This window comes from Mangrovivirga cuniculi (genome assembly GCF_005166025.1).
In the GTDB taxonomy this organism is placed as follows: domain Bacteria; phylum Bacteroidota; class Bacteroidia; order Cytophagales; family Cyclobacteriaceae; genus Mangrovivirga; species Mangrovivirga cuniculi.
In genome coordinates this window covers 532,187-554,877 of the sequence record NZ_CP028923.1, presented here as the reverse complement: position 1 = coordinate 554,877, position 22,691 = coordinate 532,187, and the positions used below count along the sequence as shown (strand labels likewise).

At 37.1% G+C, this 22,691-nt stretch carries 16 protein-coding genes and 1 pseudogene; 9 read left to right on the top strand and 8 right to left on the bottom strand.

What is annotated here, in order from left to right:
* Genes gldD through mutY form a run of 4 tightly spaced genes read right to left on the bottom strand, consistent with a single transcriptional unit; the run spans window position 1 to window position 3,533 of the window.
* On the bottom strand, window positions 1-585 hold the full coding sequence (gene gldD / locus DCC35_RS02555; RefSeq protein WP_137089314.1) for a gliding motility lipoprotein GldD: 585 nt from the start codon (window positions 583-585) through the stop codon (window positions 1-3).
* A complete protein-coding gene (gene gldE / locus DCC35_RS02550; protein WP_137089313.1) occupies window positions 582-1,943 on the bottom strand; it encodes a gliding motility-associated protein GldE in 1,362 nt (453 codons plus the stop codon). The genes gldD and gldE overlap by 4 nt, the downstream gene beginning before the upstream one ends.
* A 23-nt stretch (window positions 1,944-1,966) precedes the next feature.
* Window positions 1,967-2,446, bottom strand: coding sequence for a single-stranded DNA-binding protein (locus tag DCC35_RS02545; RefSeq protein WP_137089312.1), 480 nt, complete (start codon window positions 2,444-2,446; stop codon window positions 1,967-1,969).
* Between the two features lie 37 nt (window positions 2,447-2,483).
* Window positions 2,484-3,533: an A/G-specific adenine glycosylase gene (gene mutY / locus DCC35_RS02540; RefSeq protein ID WP_137089311.1), complete on the bottom strand. Its 1,050-nt coding sequence runs from the start codon at window positions 3,531-3,533 to the stop codon at window positions 2,484-2,486.
* Between the two features lie 151 nt (window positions 3,534-3,684).
* Here mutY and DCC35_RS02535 point away from each other — a divergent pair, with 151 nt between their 5' ends.
* The 4 genes from DCC35_RS02535 (at window position 3,685) to gldB (ending at window position 7,709) form a co-directional block, all read left to right on the top strand.
* Complete coding sequence (locus DCC35_RS02535; RefSeq protein ID WP_137089310.1) at window positions 3,685-3,987, top strand: HU family DNA-binding protein; 303 nt, start codon at window positions 3,685-3,687, stop codon at window positions 3,985-3,987.
* Window positions 3,988-4,069: 82 nt separating this feature from the next.
* The gene (locus DCC35_RS02530) at window positions 4,070-4,903 is read left to right on the top strand and encodes a tetratricopeptide repeat protein (protein ID WP_137089309.1); all 834 of its coding nucleotides are present in this window, start codon (window positions 4,070-4,072) and stop codon (window positions 4,901-4,903) included.
* Window positions 4,904-5,112: 209 nt separating this feature from the next.
* On the top strand, window positions 5,113-6,669 hold the full coding sequence (locus DCC35_RS02525; RefSeq protein ID WP_137089308.1) for an Rne/Rng family ribonuclease: 1,557 nt from the start codon (window positions 5,113-5,115) through the stop codon (window positions 6,667-6,669).
* A 38-nt stretch (window positions 6,670-6,707) separates the two neighbouring features.
* Window positions 6,708-7,709, top strand: coding sequence for a gliding motility lipoprotein GldB (gene gldB / locus DCC35_RS02520; protein ID WP_137089307.1), 1,002 nt, complete (start codon window positions 6,708-6,710; stop codon window positions 7,707-7,709).
* On the opposite strand, the gene DCC35_RS02515 is transcribed toward gldB, so the two are convergent.
* The 4 genes from DCC35_RS02515 to DCC35_RS02500 all read right to left on the bottom strand — a co-directional run bounded on the left by DCC35_RS02515 (window position 7,710) and on the right by DCC35_RS02500 (window position 11,634).
* Window positions 7,710-8,915 carry a glycosyltransferase family 4 protein gene (locus DCC35_RS02515; protein ID WP_137089306.1) on the bottom strand — a complete coding sequence of 402 codons (1,206 nt, stop codon included), beginning with the start codon at window positions 8,913-8,915 and terminating at the stop codon, window positions 7,710-7,712. It abuts the gene before it with no gap.
* Window positions 8,912-10,744 carry an asparagine synthase (glutamine-hydrolyzing) gene (asnB, locus tag DCC35_RS02510; RefSeq protein ID WP_175402682.1) on the bottom strand — a complete coding sequence of 611 codons (1,833 nt, stop codon included), beginning with the start codon at window positions 10,742-10,744 and terminating at the stop codon, window positions 8,912-8,914. Before asnB ends, DCC35_RS02515 begins: the two co-directional genes overlap by 4 nt.
* Before the next feature lie 79 nt (window positions 10,745-10,823).
* Window positions 10,824-11,060, bottom strand: coding sequence for a hypothetical protein (locus DCC35_RS02505; protein WP_137089304.1), 237 nt, complete (start codon window positions 11,058-11,060; stop codon window positions 10,824-10,826).
* Window positions 11,035-11,634, bottom strand: a complete 600-nt coding sequence (locus tag DCC35_RS02500) for an RNA polymerase sigma factor (RefSeq protein ID WP_137089303.1) — start codon at window positions 11,632-11,634, stop codon at window positions 11,035-11,037. The genes DCC35_RS02505 and DCC35_RS02500 overlap by 26 nt, the downstream gene beginning before the upstream one ends.
* Before the next feature lie 240 nt (window positions 11,635-11,874).
* Here DCC35_RS02500 and uvrA point away from each other — a divergent pair.
* The 5 genes and pseudogenes from uvrA (at window position 11,875) to DCC35_RS02475 (ending at window position 22,672) form a co-directional block, all read left to right on the top strand.
* Window positions 11,875-14,714 (top strand): annotated as a pseudogene (gene uvrA, locus DCC35_RS02495) (excinuclease ABC subunit UvrA).
* 61 nt (window positions 14,715-14,775) lie between these two features.
* Window positions 14,776-15,537, top strand: a complete 762-nt coding sequence (gene tpiA, locus DCC35_RS02490) for a triose-phosphate isomerase (protein WP_137089302.1) — start codon at window positions 14,776-14,778, stop codon at window positions 15,535-15,537.
* A complete protein-coding gene (gene prmA, locus DCC35_RS02485) occupies window positions 15,538-16,374 on the top strand; it encodes a 50S ribosomal protein L11 methyltransferase (protein WP_137089301.1) in 837 nt (278 codons plus the stop codon).
* A gap of 73 nt (window positions 16,375-16,447) precedes the next feature.
* Window positions 16,448-21,250, top strand: coding sequence for a hypothetical protein (locus tag DCC35_RS02480; protein ID WP_137089300.1), 4,803 nt, complete (start codon window positions 16,448-16,450; stop codon window positions 21,248-21,250).
* Window positions 21,251-21,289: 39 nt separating this feature from the next.
* A complete protein-coding gene (locus tag DCC35_RS02475; RefSeq protein WP_137089299.1) occupies window positions 21,290-22,672 on the top strand; it encodes a dipeptidase in 1,383 nt (460 codons plus the stop codon).
* Window positions 22,673-22,691: the final 19 nt, after the last annotated feature.

The window sequence follows — 22,691 nt, the reverse complement described above, 5'->3', positions numbered from 1 at the left end:
TTATTCAACATCTCTCCACTCTAGGGAGTTCAGCATAACGTCAATATCTTCTTTGAGATATTCAACTGATGGTTTTAACGAATCGTTTTTTGTTGCAACCGGGAAGTAAAGTGCTCCTCTAAAAAAATTCTCCGTACTGTCGGTTACAAAAAATTGTACCTGGCTTGGTACTTCACCTTGAATTAAGGCATATACAGCAACCTTACCGGTCTCCAATGTATCGATCACCTCACTAATACCGGTAGCCTTGATCTGGTGCTTTGAAGTCAATTTAAAAGCATCTCCGATATACTCTCTTAAAAGTGTCGTGTCATTATTAATCTGCTTGTAAGTAAGCTGAATATCTGCGTTCAGATCGGGATAGTATAAATGAATCCAATAGGGTTCAGCGATTCCGGATGAATCTTTTTTAATGGTTGCTGCAGTATTTTTCTTAAAATCATAAGGATACCCATCAGGCATTGCTTCATATTTGTGTTCAGGCAAGACAATATAGTTATAACCTTTAGGCTTAGGCACATAATCATTGCCGCATGAAGCCACAAATAAAACAAATACGATTAGATATATATAATTTAATCTCATTTTGTCTTCGTTAATTGATTGGAGTCAGCAGCTCTGAAAACTCTAACTCTTTTGATTCTGCGAGCATCAACAGCTACTACAGTAAATAGGAAGTTCTCAAACTTGATCTTCTCACCAACCCGTGGAAGCTTTGAAGATAACTCAAGAATCAACCCACCAAGAGATTCACTCTCTCCTTTCACCTCATCAAAACGGCCGTTATCTTCTCCAATTATTTTACAGAAATCATTTAATGAAGTCTTACCTTCAAATACGAAGGTGTTTTGATCGAGTTTATTATATGGGATTTCATTTTCATCCAGGTCAAACTCATCATTTATTTCACCGACAATTTCCTCAATCACATCTTCTAAAGTAATCAGTCCGGAGGTACCTCCATATTCATCTACAACGATAGCCATGTGAACTTTCTTCTCCTGGAAATCCCTCAATAGACTTTCTACTTTCTTATTTTCAGGAATAAAAAAACCTTGTCTAAGAAGGTTTTGCCAAAGAAAATCCTCATTCTCATCAATAAATGGAATAAGGTCTTTTACGTATAATATACCTTCGATCTTATCAATGGTGTCTTTGTAAACAGGCACCCTGGAATATCCGCTTTTATTTATCCTGTCCAGAAGTTCATGATAGTCATCTTCTACATCAAAAGCAGTAATATCCATCCTGGACTTCATCACTTGCTTTACTGTCAACGTACCAAATTTTGCTATCCCTTTTAACAGGTCTTTTTCTTCTTCGGTGCCTTCCATTTCTGTGGTAAGGTCGATTGCTTTTTGAATATTTTCGACTGAAATATCATACCCTTTTCGCTTAATCCGCTTATCCAAAAACAGATCTACTGAAGTCAACAACCATGATAATGGTAGAAAAATAGTCTCGAATACAGACAGCATTCGAGCAGTCCGTTTAGCAAACAGATACCCCTTTTGATTAGCGTAGATTTTAGGGATTACCTCACCGAAAAATACGATTATAAAGGTTGAAACAAATGTCAGTATTGTAACGACTAACCCTTCCGTGGAAGTAGATCCGATTATTTGCCAGGTCAGGTATGTAGACACCGTCACGATTCCAACATTGACAAGATTGTTAGTTATAAGAATAGTTGCTAGCAATCGTTTAGGATTGCTCAATAATTTACCCATGACCTGCTCAGCCTTGTTCGGACTGGTCAGGCATTTTTCTATTTCCTCTCTGTTTAGAGAAAAATAAGCCACTTCAGATCCCGATATCAGACCTGATAAAATGATCAATAATATAATTACCAGAGCATTGATTGAATAAAACAATACTCCTGATGCATCTGTGCTTATAAAAAGAATTAAACTAGGTAGTGGGTCTTCTGTGGATGGTTCCAACTATGTAATTTTTAATTAAACAATTAAAAAGGCAGATCATCCATTTCATCATTGGAGTCATTGTCAATGCTTACGGCATCGCTACTATAACCCGAAGATGAAGTGTTTTGTGAAGATGATTGTGACGAGCTTCCCTGATTTTGATTCATTCCTGAATTTCCTGAATCATCACGGGTTCCAAGTAAAGTCATTTCTCTACCTACTACTTCAGTAATATATCTTTTATTACCTTCTTTATCATCGTATGACCTTGTGGTAATTTTTCCTTCGATATAAACCTGGCTTCCCTTTTTCAAAAATCTTTCGGCTACTTCAGCAAGAGGCGTCCAGAGAACAACATTATGCCATTCAGTATTTGTAACCCGCTCATTTGTCTGACGGTTTTTATATACCTCCGAGGTTGCCAAAGAGAAGTTTGCTACTGCACGGCCATTATCCAAATGTCTTACTTCCGGGTCTTTCCCAAGGTTTCCTACAAGAATTACTTTATTTACTCCTGACATAATATTTTTCTATACTGTTTATTTTTAAAGATACTACTTATAAATATTCGTTCAAAAATTTATCTATCAAAATAGGCTTGGGTTTTTTTTCAATTTCTTCAGGAGACAACCATTCTCCCCTGTATACAGAAATCTCTTCTTTCAAGCTGCTATTTGTGTTGATAACTTCGTAAAAGGTTGCAAAAATAGTCTGATGTGATAGAATATGTTTCACATTAAACATTTTTTTTATCTCCTGACCCTCAGATAAAAAAGGAATTTCATCTAATTCCTTACTTGTCAGGTCATCAGCTTCTACAAGCGGGAATTCAAAAAGTCCTTCCCAAATATCATTTTTACCCCTTTTAGTAAATAAATACCTGTTGTTTTCTACAATTACAAAATAATGAAAATTCCTGACAACAGATTTTTTCTTCTTATTCTTAACGGGGAAATCATATTGCATGTTGTTCAGCCTGGCATAACAAACACTTTCAAACGGGCACGTATCACATAAAGGGTTTCTTGGTTTACAATGAAGGGACCCGAACTCCATTAACGCCTGATTGAACATAGCAGGATCGTTGGCGTGCTTTTGAAATTCTTTTGCAAGGTCAAAAAATATTCTGAAAGACTTTGTTGTATTTATTGGCTCTTCGATACCTAGATACCTATACAGAAATCGGTAAACATTCCCATCAATTACCGGAACATATTCATTGAAGCAAAATGAGGCAATCGCTGCCGCGATATATTTTCCTACACCTTTAATCTCTTGTAATTCCTTATAATTGTCCGGCCAGACACCATTTCTGTCAAAAACAATTTGCTTAGCTCCTTTTAATAAATTTCTTCCTCTTGAATAATAACCCAGGCCCTGCCATAATCGAAGAACTTCCTCTTCAGTAGAGTTTGCCAGATCCTGAATAGTCGGATAGGCATCTATAAATTTATAAAAGTATGGCATTCCCTGCTCTACACGCGTTTGTTGTAGAATAACTTCTGATAACCAAACAGGGTATGGATCACGTGTATTCCTCCATGGAAGATCTCTGGAATTTATTTTATACCAGCCTATTAGCTTATCTGTAAAATCTTTATTTGTCAACCTATTCTTTTTTAATGACTTATAAATAAATTTTTATGCCTTTTTGTTTACAAAGCTTTTTAATTACTCCCCGACCAATTAACTTTGCATCCCCAAAATTAGCAGATACTGTTCATTTTGTAATTAATGTTCAAACCAAATTAGTTTAACAGTGACAAAAGCAGAGGTAATTGCTCAAATAGCAGAGAAGACAGGAATTTCTAAAGAAGATGTAACAACTACTGTAGAGGCATTATTCAGTGTAGTTAAAGACTCTATGGCAGAAGGAGAAAACATCTATGTTCGTGGGTTCGGAAGTTTCGTAAATAAGAAAAGAGCAAAGAAAATTGCCCGAAACATCTCAAAGAACACAGCAATTGTAATTGACGAGCACTTTGTGCCGGCTTTCAAGCCATCAAAAACATTTGTTGAGAAGGTTAAAACCAGCGATAAGGTAAAAGCTTTAAATGACTAAAAATCATCGGGAGGTTTTTCCTCCCGATAACTTTTACTTTTATTGGCCGTACAAGCGTTAATAAACATCGTCAGTAACTTTTATGAAAAAACAAATTTTTATCTCAGGGATTTTGATCATAGCAGCAGTAGTTGCTTTGTTTTTCTTGCCCAGGGAAGTAGTTGAAAATGACGAAAATCAAAATGTTAGCGCTTCGATGTCGGATAATCCTGCTGGAGAAGTATCCGAAGATATCGCAGCTCACAATACGACAAAACTCAATGATTCATTAACTCTAAAGCTGGCTTATTTCAAAGAACAGCTTGAGATGGATGAAAATAGAGAAAAAAGTATTAACTTTGCGGACTCTTTGTATGAGATATATTTCAGTGTGCAGGCATACGACAGCGCAGCTTACTACAAAGGATTGATTGCTAAAGAATTAAACACCTTTGAATCAAACGTTGCTGCAGCTGATGCATATTACAAAGCATTTTCGTTTGCCATGGAAACTGACAAACAACAGCAGCTTGGGCAAACGGCCAAAAGCTATTACGACAAAGTTCTTGAGGAAAATCCTGATTATATTGATGCAGAAATAAATAATGCATTAATAGCGATCAATGGTTCAAATCCTATGCAGGGGATTCTGGCTTTAAGAAGTCTGCTTGAAAAAGATCCGGATAATGAAACTGTCAATTATCAGTTGGGATTGATGTCAATGCAAACACAGCAATGGCATAAAGCAGAGGAAAGGTTCAGAACTCTTGTTAAAATTGAACCGGAGAACACTGAGTATAATTTTTATCTTGGTGTAAGCTTATTTGAGGACGGACACAGACAAGAAGCGAAAGAATATTTCGAGAAAGTATTAACACTTGAAGATAATCCGGAAGTTGTTAGCGCAGTAAATGGATATCTTAAAGAAATTCAATAAAATTAATGTTTAACCCCCGTTTTTCGGGACAAAAAAATTAAAATTATGCCTTGCGGTAAAAAAAGAAAAAGACATAAGATCGCTACTCATAAGCGTAAGAAAAGACTAAGAAAAAACAGACACAAGAAGAAGTAATTTCCCGATTACTTCTTCTATTTTTATTTAGGCCGGACGATAAAACAATTCGTTTTACCTAAACAAAGTTTATTTTGAGTAACGAACTATTAATTAATGGTACTCAGAATGGATGTCGTATAGCCCTGCTAAAGGATAAGGAATTAGTTGAATTCCATCACGAAGAAGACGGTAACAAGTTTACTGTTGGTGATATTTATCTGGGCTCAGTAAAAAAAGTGGTTCAGGGTTTAAACGCAGCATTTATCGATATTGGATACGAAAAAGATGCGTTTTTACACTACTTGGATCTAGGTCCGAGAGTAACCAGTTTAAATAAATTTACGAAACAGGCTCAAAACAGAAAGAATACTTCTGCAAAGCTGACCGGGTTCAAAATGGAGCCCGAGATCAATAAGTTTGGTAAGATCAATGAGGTTCTGTCCAAAAACCAGCAAATTCTGGTTCAGGTAGTTAAAGAACCGATCTCCACTAAAGGGCCACGACTATCCTGTGAGTTATCAATTGCTGGTCGTTATCTCGTATTGGTGCCATTTTCTAATACGGTAAATATTTCCAAAAAAATTGTAAAAAGCGATGAACGCAAAAGGCTTCTTCGTTTGATCAATTCTATTAAGCCAGATAATTTTGGTGTTATAATAAGGACTGTTGCCGAAGGAAAAGATGTAGCAGAATTAGATAATGACCTTAGAAACCTCCTGAATAAATGGGAGGATGGTGTGCGAAATCTCAAGAAAGCCAAACCTAAAGATAAGGTTATCGGTGAAATGGGACGAGCCTCCTCAATACTAAGAGACATGCTGAATGAATCATTCGACTCTATAACAGTTGATGATTCAGAAATACACAGCGAAATTAAAAACTATATAAAAACGATCGCCCCTGATAAAGAGAAGATCGTTAAAAAAGTCGCTGAAAAGAAGAAGATCTTTGAACAGTATGGAATTGAAAAACAACTGAAGTCCCTATTCGGGCAATCAGTTAGTTTAAAAGGAGGAGGATATCTGATCATTGAACACACGGAAGCGCTCCATGTGATCGATGTGAATAGTGGTAATAAATCAAATGCGGAATCAGATCAGGAAACTACCGCTTTAAATGTAAACCTGATGGCCGCTAAAGAAATTGCCAGACAGCTCAGGCTGCGTGATATGGGTGGAATTATTGTAATCGATTTTATCGATATGCGAAACCCCGATAATAAGCGCAAGCTTTTTAAGGCAATGAAAGAAGAAATGAAGGGGGACAGGGCTAAAAATACTGTTCTACCGTTGAGTAAATTCGGGTTAATGGAAATTACCCGTCAAAGAGTAAGACCTGAGCTTAATATCGTCACCAAAGAAGTTTGCCCGTCATGTGGTGGCACCGGAAAGGTTGAATCAACCATTCTGATAGCAGACAAGATTGAACGAAATCTTGATCACGTAATGAAAAATCAAAACCAGAATGGTGTGAAAATCAGTTTACATCCATTCTTACACGCATACTTTACAAAAGGTATCATTTCCAGACGTGTAAAATGGTTTTTCAAATATAACAAATGGGTCCATATAGAATTAGACTCATCAAAGGCAATAACAGACTTCGGCTTTCACAATAAAGCCGGTGAAGAAATAGAATTAATAGGTTAAAAAGCCCCTCTTTTAAGGGGGTTTTTTATTTTTGTGATATGGCATACAATAAGTTTTTAGTCGTTCTGACATTTATATTTTCTCTTTTACTTTCTTCATGTGGAGGTAAAGAGGATTGTAGTATCCCTTCTGAAATTTCAGAAATTAATTTAACCGTTGATATTGAAAGGCTGGATTTTAAACTTGATTCTCTGAACTCATTAAGAGAAACAGCTAATTTTCTAAATAAAAACCAGGGTTTTCTGGCTGGTTTTCTTGAGCCTCAGCAATATCAAAACCCAAATACAGTTGTAGGTAGATTTCACAACCTGATAACTAACCCGGGATTTGATTCCTTACAATCAGAAACTCGTAAAGTTTTTGATGAACAAAAGATAAATGAAATTGAAAATGAACTGGAACTCCTTTTCAAACACATAAAGTACTATTATCCGGATTACAATATACCTAAAGTTCAGACTGTCACAACCGGTATCATAAGAGATCTTTATGTTACTGACAGTGTTATAGTGATCGGCCTTGATTATTTCCTTGGTGAAAAAGGCAGGTACAGACCTCAGCAACCTCAATACATTCTAGATCATTATACACCTGAATATATTGTGCCGAAGATTGCACTTCTGATCTCAAACAAATACAACAAGGTCGATCTTAATGACAAGACCTTACTTGCTGATATGATCTACTACGGTAAATCATACGCTTTTGTAAATGCGGTAATGCCTTGCCTGGATGAAAGAAAAATTATGTGGTATAGTGAGCAGGAAATGGAAGCGGCAAATAATAACGCTGAAATCATTTATTCTTATTTCGTAAGCAACGAACTCTTCTATGATACAAGCCCAATGGCTAAAAGGAAATATGTCATGGAGCGACCTAAAACCCCTGAGATTGGCGATCAGTGCCCGGGAAGGATAGGTACATGGCTGGGTTGGCAGGTAGTACAGCGTTATCAGGATAAAACAGACAAGTCTTTGCAAGAACTAATGAGCACCAGGGAAGCAGAGGTTATCTTTCAGAAAGCAGCCTACAAGCCCTGATTAAGCTCTATTCCGTATAACCTTAAATTCCGGTTTGGTCTCTTCAAATTGCTCGAGATCTGTTAAAAGTTTCCTGATTACCTTATTGCGGTTAAAATAATTTTTAGCAAGAAATAAAGCGTTTTCAGAGGCATAAGCATAAAGTGATGGATTATTTATAAATCGCTCCAGCTGTGTTTCAAATTCTTCTGTATCATTAAAATCGTGATAAAACCCACAGTGATATTCATCCACCAATTCTGATGTCCACCCTTTGGTATTCACTATTACTGGCACTCCGGCAGCAAGAGAATCGAAAAACTTATTTGGACTGTTAGAACCCAATACTTTTTTTGGCAGAAAAGATATGAATGAAAATGATGTTTCTTCCAGTAGTGAAATAACGTTTTCTTTACCCCCGTATTCTAAAAACTCTATGTTGCTAATCCTTTCTTTTTGGACTTTCTTTCTTATTGAATTTAGCACAGCTCCTCTGGCCATCACCCTGAAAACAATCCGTTTATCATCTTGTACTTTACTTGCGCAATTTACAATAGTTTGTAACCCGTTTACATAACCTGCGGCCCCAAAATAGGATATGATTATTTTCCCATCCCTGAAAAATGACCTTTTCTTTCCATTGAATAAATCCGGATCGCTAAAATTAGGAATCATCTTTACATCTTTCCAGGGTACAACCTTTTTGATCTCTTCTACCATATTTGGAGACAGAGCAATTATTTGCATGGATTGCTCATAAATATATTTTTCAAAAGTTCTTAAGCCTATTTTCAAAAAAGGGTTTCTAATGATACCCAACTGAATCGGAGCTTCCGGCCAGAGATCCCGCACCTCAAAGATGTATGGTATTTGATATTTATCCTTTATCTGAATCGCTGCCCAACCTACTGTAAGCGGTGTAGATGTTGCATAGCAAAGATCGAAAGACTTCGGATTATGGTTTCTGATTTCCTTGACAACAGACCTGGCAAATAACAAAAAGGCCATTATCCTTCTGTAAAACCCGAATGAATTACTGTATTTTACCGGCAGGTAAATCACTTTTACACCTTCTATATTCTTTTCAGATTTATGACCTTTATTATGAGAGGTTATTAGCGTCACATCATGACCTGCCTCTACCATCGCTTTTGATAAATAGTATGATCGGGTGGCCCCTCCCTCTTCCGGGGTTTTGAAATATTGGTGTAAATATAAAATCTTCATTTAAATCCGTTTTGCTCAAGCCATAAGTCCAGGGCTACAAAATTCCAGGTAGCAGCAGCGTTAGCCTGATCTGCAAGTTGCTTTCGATAGCCTTTTTGTTTTTTAATATATTTAAAGGATTCAGTTTCTGAAATGATAGAGTTATTATCGTTAAATATTTTTTCAATTCTGTCACTGAAAAACCTTGAATCTATCCATGAATAAAAGGGTAATCCCATTCCTTCTTTTGATCTTCTGATGAACGGACCGGAACCATCAATTTTTGAAAATATCTCTTTTAAAACAGATTTTGATTTCCCCCCTTCAAATAAAGATTTCTGCAATTCCCCGGCTGCCATAACAAGCTCATCATCAAGATAAGGAACCCTCATTTCCAGGCCATGAGCCATAGTCATCAGGTCACTTTGTAAAAGAACATCATTAACCAGATAATTCTTCTGATCCCATAGCTGGGGTGTTAAGTTTTTTTCATTTTTATTTATAAAATCAGCTATTTCTTCCGGAAAATCAGACTGATTTAATAAAGGAACCTGTAATAAATTGTTCCAGGATTTTTCACTGGTTTTATCAACAGAATCTACATATCTTTTAAAACGCCTGTCTGTTACGGCATCTACTTTAGAAAACCCTGATGTTCTTGCCAGCCTCAAAATTAATTTAAGTGCTTTTACCGAGAACGGGTTTTTTAATTGCTGCCGGTATACCTGGTACCTTGGATAGCCATACCAATACTCATCTGCCCCTGCTCCACTTAGCACAACTTTTACGCTTTTAGATGCTTCCCTGGAAAGGACATAATTCATATACGCACCACTATCGAGAACAGGAAGATCCAGGTCACCAATAAATTTATAAATATCCTGTTCGTCAGGCTCTGAATCAAACCCTATTTCGTGATGCTCATAACCGTAAAGTTTTGCAGCAAGACGTGATAATCGATTATCATTTAATCCTTTTCCCGCTAGGTTCTTATCGATCAGGCTGAATGTCTGAATATAATTAATCTCATGCTTTTTATTAAGAGCCAGTAACAACGACGAGTCAAGACCTCCACTAAGAAATAGTCCATATGGCACACTATCACTTAATTGTCGGTAAAGACTATCGACAATTAGTTGCTCAATTCCATTTGAGCTTAATTCGAACTTGTTTTCTTCAGCTCTTTCTATTATAAATTCTTCCTTTGAAATTGAGCCGTTTTCTATTTTCAAATACGATCCAGGAGAAACTGAAAATACATTTCTATATATCGTCTCATTAAGAAAAGAATGCTTATACCTCAACAGTATATCAAGTTGATCTACATCCAGTTCTTTTTTTATAAGCCCAGATGAAAATATAGGTCCGGTTTCAGAAGAAGCGACAATAAAATTTTTATCAGCTGAATAAAATAATGGTTTAATACCATGCTTATCTCTCGCCAATAAAACAGTGTCATTCTTCCTATCGAAAAAAACTATACTGTACATTCCTTTGAGCCTTCCTAAACCCAGCTCTCCTTCTTCTTTTAGCAAATAAAATATTACTTCTGTGTCAGAAGAAGTTATGAAAGTATATCCTTTTGAAATCAACTCATTTTTAAGCTCGGCATAGTTATATATCTCCCCGTTAAATAACAGAACATTTTCTTCCTGCTGATCTATAAATGGTTGATTAGAATTTTCGGATTTGTCCCTGATCTTTAACCTGTTAGCACCAAAAAAATATTGAGTCTCACGATTTCTGATTCTGAGAGAAGATCTGTGATCCGGCCCTCTGTGCATATTGTCAGAAACCATTGTTTTGATAGCAACGAGGTCACTTAACAGTTCTTTTTTATCGATTATCAAATTTATGCCACACATAGAGTAGCAATATAGGCCATAAATTTCAGGGGTGGGAAGTTGTGAAATAAAAAAAGGATCCTGATTAGGACCCTTTTTTTAAATTATAATTTTTTGAATAATCTAAAATATTGGTGATTGCTTTTTTAGAAGGCTGAACATCAATTTTATCGAGGTCATCCTTCATGTTTACTACGTATTGATAAGTTTCTTTTAACTTTTCGTCGCAGAGCAAGGCTTCTTCAATTTCACGTTGCTCCTCCTGGTCACATTCTTTATAAACGTATTTAATTACGTCATCCGGGGTAAAGGTTTTTATCATAGGCTACATTTAGTTTGTCCATTTTCTTTTTCATATTAATCAAAGCATATCGCATTCGTCCAAGAGCAGTGTTTATACTAACACCTGTCGCATCTGCGATTTCCTGAAAGCTCATCTTCATGTAGTGCCTCATGATCAACACCTGTTTTTGAGACTCTGGCAATTCTTTGACTAGCTTTCTTATCAGCTTATGAGTTTCTTTCCTTTCCTGGTCTGTTTCAAAAGGCTCTTCGGCAAACTTTATATTATTTAAAAGAGGGCTTCCATCCTCCATTACAATGGTTGGATATCTTTTTTCTTTCCTGAAATGATCAATAGCCATGTTGTTAGCTATTCTCATAATCCAGGGTAGAAACTTCCCTTCTTCGTTATACTTTCCCGCCTTAATTGTGTTGACCGCCTTAATAAAAGTTTCCTGCAACAAATCTTCAGCCACATACCTGTCTTTCACTATCAGGTATATCTTTGTAAAAATCTTATTCTTGTGTCGGTTTACTAGCTTCTCAAATGCAAGTTCATTTCCTTTGATGTACTGCGACACTAGCTGGCTGTCGTCTAATTTAATTTTGTTCATTCGGTTGTCTCTGTTTTTGTTAACGTAGAGATCTATATCATATTGTGTCGTTTAGGGTTGAACAAAAAATTTTAACTCGAATGCAATCGTTAATTTAATAAATCACAAATATTCTGCCAAGATTAACGAATAAAAACATTTGTTAAAAATTTACACCAGTTTCTTAAAATATTGCCATAAAATTAAACTTGTAGTCGATTAACAAGTTCTGATCAATAACATCTGCTTATCTTTGTAATTATGAGTAAGACTATAGCGACCGACATAAAAAATATAGATTCAATAGACCCTAAACAGTTTATTGTTATAAAGAATGCCAAAGTCAACAACCTCCACAATCTTAGTGTGGCGATACCTCGTAACAAACTGGTTGTTATCACCGGGTTATCCGGTTCGGGAAAATCATCCCTGGCATTTGATACTTTATTTGCTGAAGGTCAGCGAATGTATGTTGAAAGCCTCAGTTCTTATGCACGGCAATTTCTGGGCCGAATGGAAAAACCTGAAGTAGATTATATTAGAGGTGTTTCCCCGGCTATTGCAATAGAGCAAAAAGTTAATACCAGAAACCCCAGATCAACTGTTGGTACTACCACGGAAATATATGATTATCTGAAACTGCTATTTGCCAGGATAGGGAAGACTTATTCCCCAATTAGCGGAAAAATTGTACAAAAGTCCACAGTTGAGGATGTCTTAGACTTCCTCTACAATCATGAAGACGGAACCCGCCTGATGATCTTATGCCCATTGATCCCGCACCAGGACAGAACCTTAAAACAAGAGTTCGAGATCCTGCTTCAAAAGGGATATAACCGTGTTATTTTAAATAATAACACTAAAATGATCGAAGATATTGTAGATGAGGCAGATAATCTTGACCCTGACAGTGAGGTTTTCATTCTTATAGACAGAGCAGCTATAGAAAAAGATCCCGAATCTCCGGATGGAAGGGATGAAGATAATCGATTCAGGCTTGCTGACTCGATAGAAACTGCTTTTTTCGAAGGACATGGTGATTGTATAATCGATTTCCCGGGTGAAGGCAGAAAATCATTTAGTGACCGGTTTGAAGCTGATGGAATTGAATTTGAAGAACCATCAGTAAACCTCTTCAGCTTTAATAATCCATATGGAGCTTGTAAAACATGCGAGGGTTTCGGTAAAATTCTGGGCATTGACCCAGATCTTGTCATCCCAAATAAAAACATGTCAGTTTTTGAAGGAGCTATTGTTCCCTGGCGTTCCGAAACAATGAAAAAATGGTTAAAGCCATTAATTGAAAAGGCTGATCAATTCGATTTTCCGGTACACCGGTCGATAAAAGATCTGTCAGAGAAAGAATATCAACTATTGTGGGAAGGCAATGAGTATTTTGACGGACTTAACAGTTTCTTTAAGTTTCTGGAGAGCAAATCTCATAAAATTCAATATCGAGTAATGCTTTCAAGATACCGGGGAAGAACTGTCTGTCCTGATTGTCGTGGAACCAGGCTTAGAAAAGATGCTTCATACGTTAAAATAAATGACACATCGATTACCGATGTTGTTTTGATGCCGGTCGAAACTTCATATGAATTTTTCAATAATCTCAAACTCAACGATCACGATCAGCAAATAGCTAACAGGCTATTAAAAGAGGTGACTAACAGGCTACTTTACCTCAACGAAGTAGGTCTTGGATATTTAACTCTCAACAGACTGACTTCTACCCTATCCGGTGGTGAATATCAACGGATTAAATTAGCTACTTCATTGGGAAGTGCCCTGGTAGGATCCATGTATATTCTTGACGAACCAAGTATTGGTTTGCATCCAAGGGATACTGAAAGGCTAGTCGGTGTTTTGAAAACTTTGAGAGATCTCGGGAATACAGTAATTGTAGTAGAACACGAAGAAGAAGTCATTAAAGCAGCCGACCAAATCATCGATATTGGTCCTGATGCTGGTGTCCATGGAGGCAACCTGGTTTTTCAGGGTACAGCGGATGACCTGGACGGAAGCGAATCATACACTGCTAAATACTTATTAGGTAAAGAGGAAATTGCTATACCTCGAGTTAAAAGAAAATGGCGCAACAAGCTTTCAATTATAGGAGCCAGGGAAAATAACCTTAAAAATATAGATGTTGATATTCCTTTAGGAGTGCTTTCGGTAATTACCGGGGTCAGTGGTTCAGGGAAATCGACACTTGTAAAAAAGATCCTGTATCCTGCGTTGAGCAAGCATCTCGAGCAACATATCTCAGAATCAACTGGTAAATTCGATCGGCTGGAAGGAGATCTATCTCAGGTAAAACAAATTGAATTCGTCGATCAAAACCCGATTGGGAAATCGAGTCGATCAAATCCGGTAACCTATGTCAAAGCGTACGACGCCATAAGGCAACTGTTTGCTGATCAGCAACTATCAAAACAGCGAGGATTTAAACCTGCTCATTTTTCTTTTAATGTCGACGGAGGCAGATGTGAAAATTGTCAGGGAGAAGGTGAAGTGAAAATTGAAATGCAGTTTATGGCAGATATTCACTTAACCTGCGAAAGCTGTAAAGGCAGAAGGTTTAAGGATGAGGTACTGGAAGTTAAATTCAATGATAAATCTATCGCCGATGTGCTTAATCTGACAGTCGAAGAAAGTCTTGATTTTTTGAAGGGCAGAGGTCAATTCTCAATAAGCTGGAACCGCTCAATGAGGTTGGGTTAGGTTATATCAAACTCGGCCAGTCTTCAAACTCGTTAAGTGGTGGAGAAGCACAGCGGGTCAAACTTGCTTCCTTTTTATCTAAAGGTGGTTCAGGAGGTGAAAAATTACTCTTTGTATTTGATGAGCCAACGACAGGACTTCATTTTCACGACATTAAAAAACTCCTTACTGCCATTAATGCGCTAATTGAGCAAGGAAATAGTGTGGTTATCATTGAGCACAATGTGGAAATAATCAAAAGTGCGGATTGGGTGATCGACCTGGGTCCGGAAGGTGGAGATAGAGGTGGAGACCTGGTTTTTGCAGGAAAACCGGAAGATCTTATTTCCGTAAAAGATTCTCACACGGCAAGGTTTCTGAAAGAGAAGTTCAGCTAATTTAACTACCACATAAAAAGAAGTATATTTACACCATTACACGATGTCAAAACACACGATCATGAGAAAAAAAATTGTAGCAGGAAACTGGAAAATGAACTTATTACCTGAGGAAGGTAAAAAACTTACATCTGAAATAGTAAATATGGCAGGAGACGAAGTCCCTAACGATGTTACTCTGGTTATCTGCCCTCCATATACTCACCTTGAAAGTGTTCAAAAACTAACAGGAGATCAGGAAAAAGTATTTCTTGGGGCTCAGAATTGCCATACTGAAGAAAGTGGTGCATACACAGGGGAAATTTCTGTTCCCATGCTAAAAGCTATTGGTACGAGTTATGTTATAATAGGTCATAGTGAAAGAAGAGAGTACTTCTCGGAAACAGATGAGTTTCTGGCAAAAAAGACTGACAAGTTACTTTCTGCGGGATTGACCCCAATCTTTTGCTGTGGAGAAAGTCTTGAGCAAAGAGAAGGTGGGAAATATGTGTCATTTGTAACCAATCAGATTTCAAATAGTCTGTTTCACCTTTCCGAAGACGAAATTAAAAAAGTGGTTATAGCATATGAGCCAATCTGGGCTATAGGTACCGGGCTGACTGCTTCTCCGGAGCAAGCACAGGAAATGCACGAAGCAATAAGAAAACATCTGGCTGAAAAATATAATGCTGACGTAGCAAACAGCATTTCTATATTATACGGTGGAAGTTGCAAACCTGGCAATGCTAAAGAACTTTTTGCCTGTGAAGATGTAGATGGAGGATTGATCGGGGGCGCCTCATTAAAATCTCGCGACTTCGTAGATATTGCTAAATCTTACTAAATGGATTATGTTGAAATAAGCTTCACGTGTAGTGAGGAAATGGCCGAAATTCTGATGGCAGAGCTGTCAGAAATCGGCTTTGATTCATTTGTTGAGTCAGATAATGGCCTGTTATGTTACATTCAATCTGATCTGTATGATAAAGATCAGCTAGATGTACAAATAAGCAGGTATGGCAATATTGAACCGCTGAAATATAAGATTCTGAACATTCCAAAAAAGAACTGGAATGAGGAATGGGAGAAAAGTTATAAACCAATCGTAATCGGTGATAAGGCTATTGTAAGGGCAGATTTTCACGAAGTAGAAAAGACCTACGATTATGAAATTATAATCACCCCAAAGATGAGTTTTGGTACTGGCCACCATCAAACAACCTCAATGATGGTCAGGATGCAAATGGGATTAAACCATAAAGGTAAATTGGTTTATGACATTGGTTGTGGTACCGGAATTCTTTCTATTATGGCAGGACTTCGCGATGCGAAAAAAATAATTGGTTGTGATATCGATGAATGGTCTGTTGTAAACACAAGGGAAAATATACAAAATAACAATATGAATGAAAAAATATCAGTAGTTCATGGTACGGTTCAAAGCCTGCCGGAAGAGCCAGCTGATATTTTACTTGCTAACATAAATAAAAACATAATCCTTTCTGAACTTGAATCTTACAATTCACGTCTTAAAGAAGGAGGCCACATATTATTCAGTGGTTTTTATGAGAGAGACACCTCAGATATTCTGGATGCGGCCAAAAAGTTTGGTTTGAATCTGGAAAAGGAAGCTTCAGAACAAAACTGGAAATGCTTGCAACTCGTTAAAAAAGGCAAATAACCCTACACCATCAAATCTTTTCCGTGTTTATTCGTTAATTTCACGAGAAATTATATCCGGATTACAACGAGCTATGAGAAAATTATTCTTGATATTTTTTGCTGGACTGCTGTCATGCAACCTGCTCCTTGCGCAGGGAATTCAGCTTCCCGACGACCCTATTCGCTATAAGGATGTCGTCACGGATGCTTATCTGAATTCCCAGAATGAGGAAATGATTGCAATGGCGCAAAACTTTTCTAATGATTGGTCCTCCCTGGATATTTCTGATAAAAATACCGTTATTCTGTTAACGCAAAATATGCTTGATACAGGATACAGCTTTTATTCAGAGGTGTATAAGTTTTTAAATATTATTTCCAAAGCTGATAAGCTGAGCGGAATGATTGATAAGACTACAATCATTAATACCACACAGAAGGTATTTGAAAATCATTCGAAAACTGATCTGAATATTTATTTAGATCGCCTACACGATTTTGCAGATCATAGAGCTCTTTATTACTCTTCTAATTACGGTGTATATTCTGAAGGCACTGTTTCACTTGAATATGTTGAAGTAGAAGAGACCTTACCAGAACCCTTTGAAGAACCTGTTGATGAAGTGGCTACGGAAGATGAAGAACAGGAAGAAGATGGTTGGTTTGATGACTGGGATAACTGGGAGGAAGACGAAGAAGAACCTGTTGATAACGAAGATACATGGGCTACAGGCTGGGATGAAGAAGAAAAAAAGCAAGAAAATGATGATGTTTCGCCTGAAGCTATTAGTACTCTTATCCAGGTAGTTGTTCCTGAGGTGACAGGTCCGGTATTAAGATTTGAAAAAACTTTTCTGAAATTCACTTCTAATTACGATACTGTTTTCATTAAGAATACCTCGGGAAGCGTAATGATGCTTAATAACATGCTCGTTGCAAATGGTGGTTCATTCGATTGGTCTCCTGCGGGGCTGGATCCGGACGAAACCTATGCTACTTTCGGTGATTATTATTTTGACATATCAAAACCTAAGATAGAATCTCAAAAAGTTAAGCTTACTTACAAATCAAGATTGGAAGAACCTGTGGAAGGGGTTTTTGAGTATAAGCTTCAGCGTAGGCCAAAAACAGGAAAGCCTACATTTCCCAGGTTTAAATCTTATTCAAATAATATAAATGTAAAGGGCTTCAAAGAAAAAAATCTCGAATATAAGGGTGGCTTTTCGCTTAGAGGAGGCCAAATCCTTTCTACCCCGGTATTCCCTGGCTTAGGTCAGATTCAGGTTAAAATCGATGGCCAAAAATATTTTAAGGCTTATTCAAATATTTTTGAATTAAGCGATAGTATTATTTCCAGTCCGCGTGCCGGGTTAGTAATTTATCATGATCGTGATTCAATTACTCATCCTGCACTGAAAGTAAAATACGACCTGGATTCCATGAATCTTACCGTATTAAGTAATGAGGGAGCCTTCAAAAGTACTGCCTTTAAGACTTCATTATTTAATATGGAATTCAAGGCAGAGTTAATTGAGTGGGATCTTAAATCAGATAGTTTAAATGTAAGCAGGCTTACTGCAAAAAATAAATTGCCTGTAGAATTCGAGTCTGAGGAATTTTTTAGTTCAGAACGATTCGGGCACCTAACCGGTCTGATGGATACTAATCCACTGTTACGATTTGTCTATTTTGCCAGAAAAAGAGGTAAAGGATCTTTCTACACGTACGAAGTGGCTGAATTCATGAAAGAAAGCGAAGAAAAGGTCCGTGGATATGCTCATTTCCTTATGAGGAATGGATTTGTAGAGTTTAACCCGAATACTGGCTACATCGAAATCAGCAGAAAAGGATATCATTATGTGCTTTCTGACAGAGGAAGAAAAGATTATGACAACCTTACTTTAGAATCAATTTCACCCGATGAACCGAATGCCACACTCAGGATAAACAAAGATGAAATGATTGTAAGAGGTGTTGAACGCTTCATAATCAGTAAATCATTGAAGGTATATGTGGAGCCTGATAGCCAGACTATTGTATTACTTAGAAATCGTGACCTTCTTTTTGATGGTATAGTCAATGCCGGGAACATACAATATATCGGTAAGGAATTCAGGTTTAATTATGACAGCTTCCTTATTGATATGCCTCAAATTGATAAGATCAGGTTTAACCTTGACTCTGACCAGCCAAAAGGATATAGAGCTCGTCAACGCAAGAGTATTGGAAACGAACTACAGGAAACTGCAGGAACATTATTTATTAATAAACCGAATAATAAGTCTGCCCTGAGAGATTATCCGAGTTATCCAAAATTTTCCGGTTCAAGAGGAGCCACGGTTTATTTTGATAGTCCGGACATACTTGACGGAGCTTATGATAAATCGGTGTATTTTTCTGTGCCTACTTTTGATCTGGATAGTGTAAGTGGTAGTGATACGAAAGCACTAACCTTCCAGGGAACTTTCTATTCTGATATTTTCCCTCCTTTCGAAGAGACACTTAAACTAATGCCGGACAACTCTCTGGGTTTTGTTCATAACACCCCGGAAAGTGGTTATCAATTATACGAGGGTGATGGAAAAGTTTATTCAGATATTACTCTGAATTCAAAAGGATTAACAGCTGACGGCAGAATTGAATACCTCGCTGCAGATGTGTATGCATCTGACTTTACGTTTTACATGGATTCTGTATCTGCACCTGCATCAAGAGTGGAAATTGCTAAAGGAGACGATCTCGGACCTTCGGTGCCGGCAATTACCTCGGCAGACTCAAAATTCAGGTGGGACATTCCGACAGATAGCATGAATTTTACTAACCTATCTGAACCAATTAATCTTTATGATAATACTGCTACCCTTACCGGTACAGCCGTTTACAGTAAACACGGCGGATTTGGACGTGGTAAGCTTAAAACTCGAGGTTCAGTAACTCAAAGTACAAATATCAGTTTTTCTGAATACCGGATTGGGGCTAGAAATGCCGGTTTTATTATCGAATCGAGCAATCCTGAAAAACCTGCATTAAGAGGTGAAGATGTAAAACTGGATTTTGATCTGACTAACAATATAGCAGATATTCAGCCAGAAAAAGAAGGTATGGCAGCATTGGATTTCCCTTTTGCACAGTTTAAAACTTCGATCACAAAAGCAACATGGGATTTAAGTAATCAACAGGTTTCAATGATTAAACCGGCTGATGTTCCGATAGAAAACAGTTATTTCTATACGACAAGAGAAGAGTTAGATTCACTAGCTTTTAATGCGACAAAAGCAGAATATGACATCAATGATCTTACATTGAATATTTTCGGTATCCCATACATTAAAATCGCAGATGCAAAAGTTACTCCCGATGAAAACAAGCTTTTGATTAGAGAAAACGCAACTTTAGATCGCCTCCATAACGCAACCATTGTTGTGGATACTCTTAATGAATATCACACGCTTATTGACGGGGAAATCGATATTATTAGCCGAACAAAATTTGAAGGAAAAGCAACATATCGATACATTAACGCTTTAAGTGATACTTTTAATATCGAGTTTGGAGAATTTTCACTTCAGGAATACTCTCCTGAGAAGAATGTGACTAAGCTTAGAACTGTAGCATCCGGTAATGTGGATGTTTCTGAAAACTTTTTAATAAGCCCGGGTTTCTATTTCAAGGGAAAAGTTACTATGTATGCCAATAAAGAGGTACTCGAACTTAATGGAGCTGTGCGCTTAGATATGAGTACTGGAGAATCTGATTGGATTGTCTACAATTCAGATGCTCAGATAAAAGATATTGTTTTTGATTTTGACGAGGCTACTACCGAAGCCGGTAAAAAGCTTAAAGCAGGTATTTTCTACGAAACTGGAACAGATTATCTTTATTCTATTTTCGTAAAAGATAAATTAACTCCTGATGACCTCCCTTTCTTTCAACCATCCGGAATGTTGAGCTACAACAGAATGTCAAAAACATATGAAATAGTTGATTTCGAAAAGCTACAGGGTAATAGTTACCAGGGTCAAAAATATACATATGATGACGAGACAGGTCAGGTATCTTTCGAAGGGAAAATAAATTACTTAGCAGGTAACCAGGATTTCAACATGAAATCTGCAGGGCGTGGCTCAGGAGTACCTGAAAAAGGTGAAATGGAAGTATCTTCAATGGTTGGTATAAATGCCCAGATAGATGATAATATTCTTGAAGCAATAGGTAACAGCTTCCGAACTACTGCCGATGCAATTGGCACACCGGAAGCATTATCTAACCTGAGTGAACAAATATATTATTTATCCGAATTTGTTTCTGATAAAGGAGCAAAAGCATTCGAAGAACGCGCTTTGAACGAATACACCCCATTAGCAGGCTTTGACAGGGAAGTGGACTTCAACATGTTCCTTACAAACCTGAACATGCAGTGGGATAATGATAATAAAGCATGGTATAACAACGGAACTGTTGGTGTTTCGCATCTTGGGCGACAGGATGTTAATACACTTGTTAACGGTTTTGTGGAATTCAGAAAAGATCCTGACGGTAACGAATCATTCAATGTATTCGCACAACTGACACCAGGTCATTGGTTCTTTTTTCAATATGAAGAAGGTGTTTTACTAATGCTCTCTTCAGACGAAAATATAAATACTGAAATAAAAGAACGCTCTGAGAAAAACAGTAAGAAGATGGGTGCGTATACTCAAACTATAGCTGAGTTGAGCGAAGCCACTGACTTTATAGATAGGTTTAGAAAAGATTACCTTGGAATAAATACTCCTTATACTTTAGAGTTCTTTAATTCCCAGCCAAATGTACCTGTGCAACCGGTACCTTTTGGTTCTGATTCTGAAGCGCAAAATACGGACAGTGAAGATGACGATGAAGACACAGGATTTTAAAATTGAAATAGATAATAATAAACAACAATTACCACTACAATGAGCGAACACAACTCTCAACAGGCACTGAATTATTCAGAAGAAAATAAGGATGGTTTTTTAAATGAACTTTTTGATTTATTAAGAATTCCTTCTGTAAGTGCAGATCCTAAATTTTCAAAAGATGTTCATGAGGCAGCTAAGTTTATTAAGCAAAAACTAATTGACGCTGGTGTTGATAAAGCTGAGATCTGTGAAACTGCTGGCTATCCAATTGTCTATGGAGAAAAGATCATTGACGAGAACCTCCCTACGGTTTTGGTTTATGGTCACTATGATGTCCAGCCTGCTGATCCGTATGAACTATGGGATTCTCCACCATTTGAACCTGTAATAAAAGATGACAGGATTTATGCACGTGGAGCTTGTGATGATAAAGGACAGTTTTACATGCATGTTAAGGCCTTTGAAGCTATGTCTAAAACTGACAGTCTTCAGTGCAATGTAAAATTCATGATTGAAGGAGAAGAGGAAGTTGGATCTAATAATCTTGAAATTTTTGTAAAGGAAAATCAGGAAAAGCTAAAAAATAACGTGGTTTTGATATCTGATACCTCAATGATATCAATGGATACACCATCAATTACAGCAGGTCTTAGAGGTTTGAGTTATGTTGAAGTAGAAGTTACCGGGCCAAACAGAGACTTACATAGTGGAACATATGGTGGCGCAGTTGCTAACCCGATCAATGTACTTTGTGATATGATCTCATCTTTGAAAGATGAAAACGGACATATTACAATTCCGGGGTTCTATGATAAAGTAGAAGAATATTCTCAGGAATACAGAGATACATTAAATAAAGCTCCATTTAGCGAAGAAGATTATAAAAAGGAACTTGATATAGACGCTGTTTTTGGAGAAAAAGGTTATACAACTATTGAAAGAATAGGTATCAGACCCACTTTAGACGTTAATGGAATTTGGGGTGGTTACATTGGAGAAGGTGCTAAAACTGTACTTCCTTCTAAAGCATATGCAAAAATTTCAATGCGCCTGGTTCCAAATCAGGAAAGTGATGAGATAACCCAGTTATTTGTTAATCACTTTAATAGTATCGCTCCTGACTACGTGAAGGTAAAAGTAACTCCTCATCATGGAGGTGAGTCTGCAGTAGTATCTACGGATTCTCCGGCTTTTAGAGCTGCTGAAAAAGCTTTCAAAGATGGTTGGAACAAAAAGCCTCTACCTACAAGAGACGGTGGAAGTATTCCAATTGTCGCTTTATTTGAAAAAGAATTAAAATCTGATGTCCTTTTAATGGGTTTTGGCCTGGATAAAGACGCTATTCACTCCCCTAATGAAAGTTATGGTGTTGAAAACTTTTTCAGGGGAATAGATACCATTATCCGTTTTCACGGACATTTTGCTAAAGCAGAATAATTAAACAATATTTACAATT

Bases quoted from the DNA above. Each gene is read 5' to 3' on its own strand.
- gldD (WP_137089314.1), bottom strand. From the start codon at position 585: ATGAGATTAAATTATATATATCTAATCGTATTTGTTTTATTTGTGGCT.
- DCC35_RS02545 (WP_137089312.1), bottom strand. From the start codon at position 2,446: ATGTCAGGAGTAAATAAAGTAATTCTTGTAGGAAACCTTGGGAAAGAC.
- DCC35_RS02530 (WP_137089309.1), top strand. From the start codon at position 4,070: ATGAAAAAACAAATTTTTATCTCAGGGATTTTGATCATAGCAGCAGTA.
- gldB (WP_137089307.1), top strand. From the start codon at position 6,708: ATGGCATACAATAAGTTTTTAGTCGTTCTGACATTTATATTTTCTCTT.
- DCC35_RS02515 (WP_137089306.1), bottom strand. From the start codon at position 8,915: ATGAAGATTTTATATTTACACCAATATTTCAAAACCCCGGAAGAGGGA.
- DCC35_RS02505 (WP_137089304.1), bottom strand. From the start codon at position 11,060: ATGATAAAAACCTTTACCCCGGATGACGTAATTAAATACGTTTATAAA.
- DCC35_RS02500 (WP_137089303.1), bottom strand. From the start codon at position 11,634: ATGAACAAAATTAAATTAGACGACAGCCAGCTAGTGTCGCAGTACATC.
- tpiA (WP_137089302.1), top strand. From the start codon at position 14,776: ATGAGAAAAAAAATTGTAGCAGGAAACTGGAAAATGAACTTATTACCT.
- prmA (WP_137089301.1), top strand. From the start codon at position 15,538: ATGGATTATGTTGAAATAAGCTTCACGTGTAGTGAGGAAATGGCCGAA.
- DCC35_RS02480 (WP_137089300.1), top strand. From the start codon at position 16,448: ATGAGAAAATTATTCTTGATATTTTTTGCTGGACTGCTGTCATGCAAC.
- DCC35_RS02475 (WP_137089299.1), top strand. From the start codon at position 21,290: ATGAGCGAACACAACTCTCAACAGGCACTGAATTATTCAGAAGAAAAT.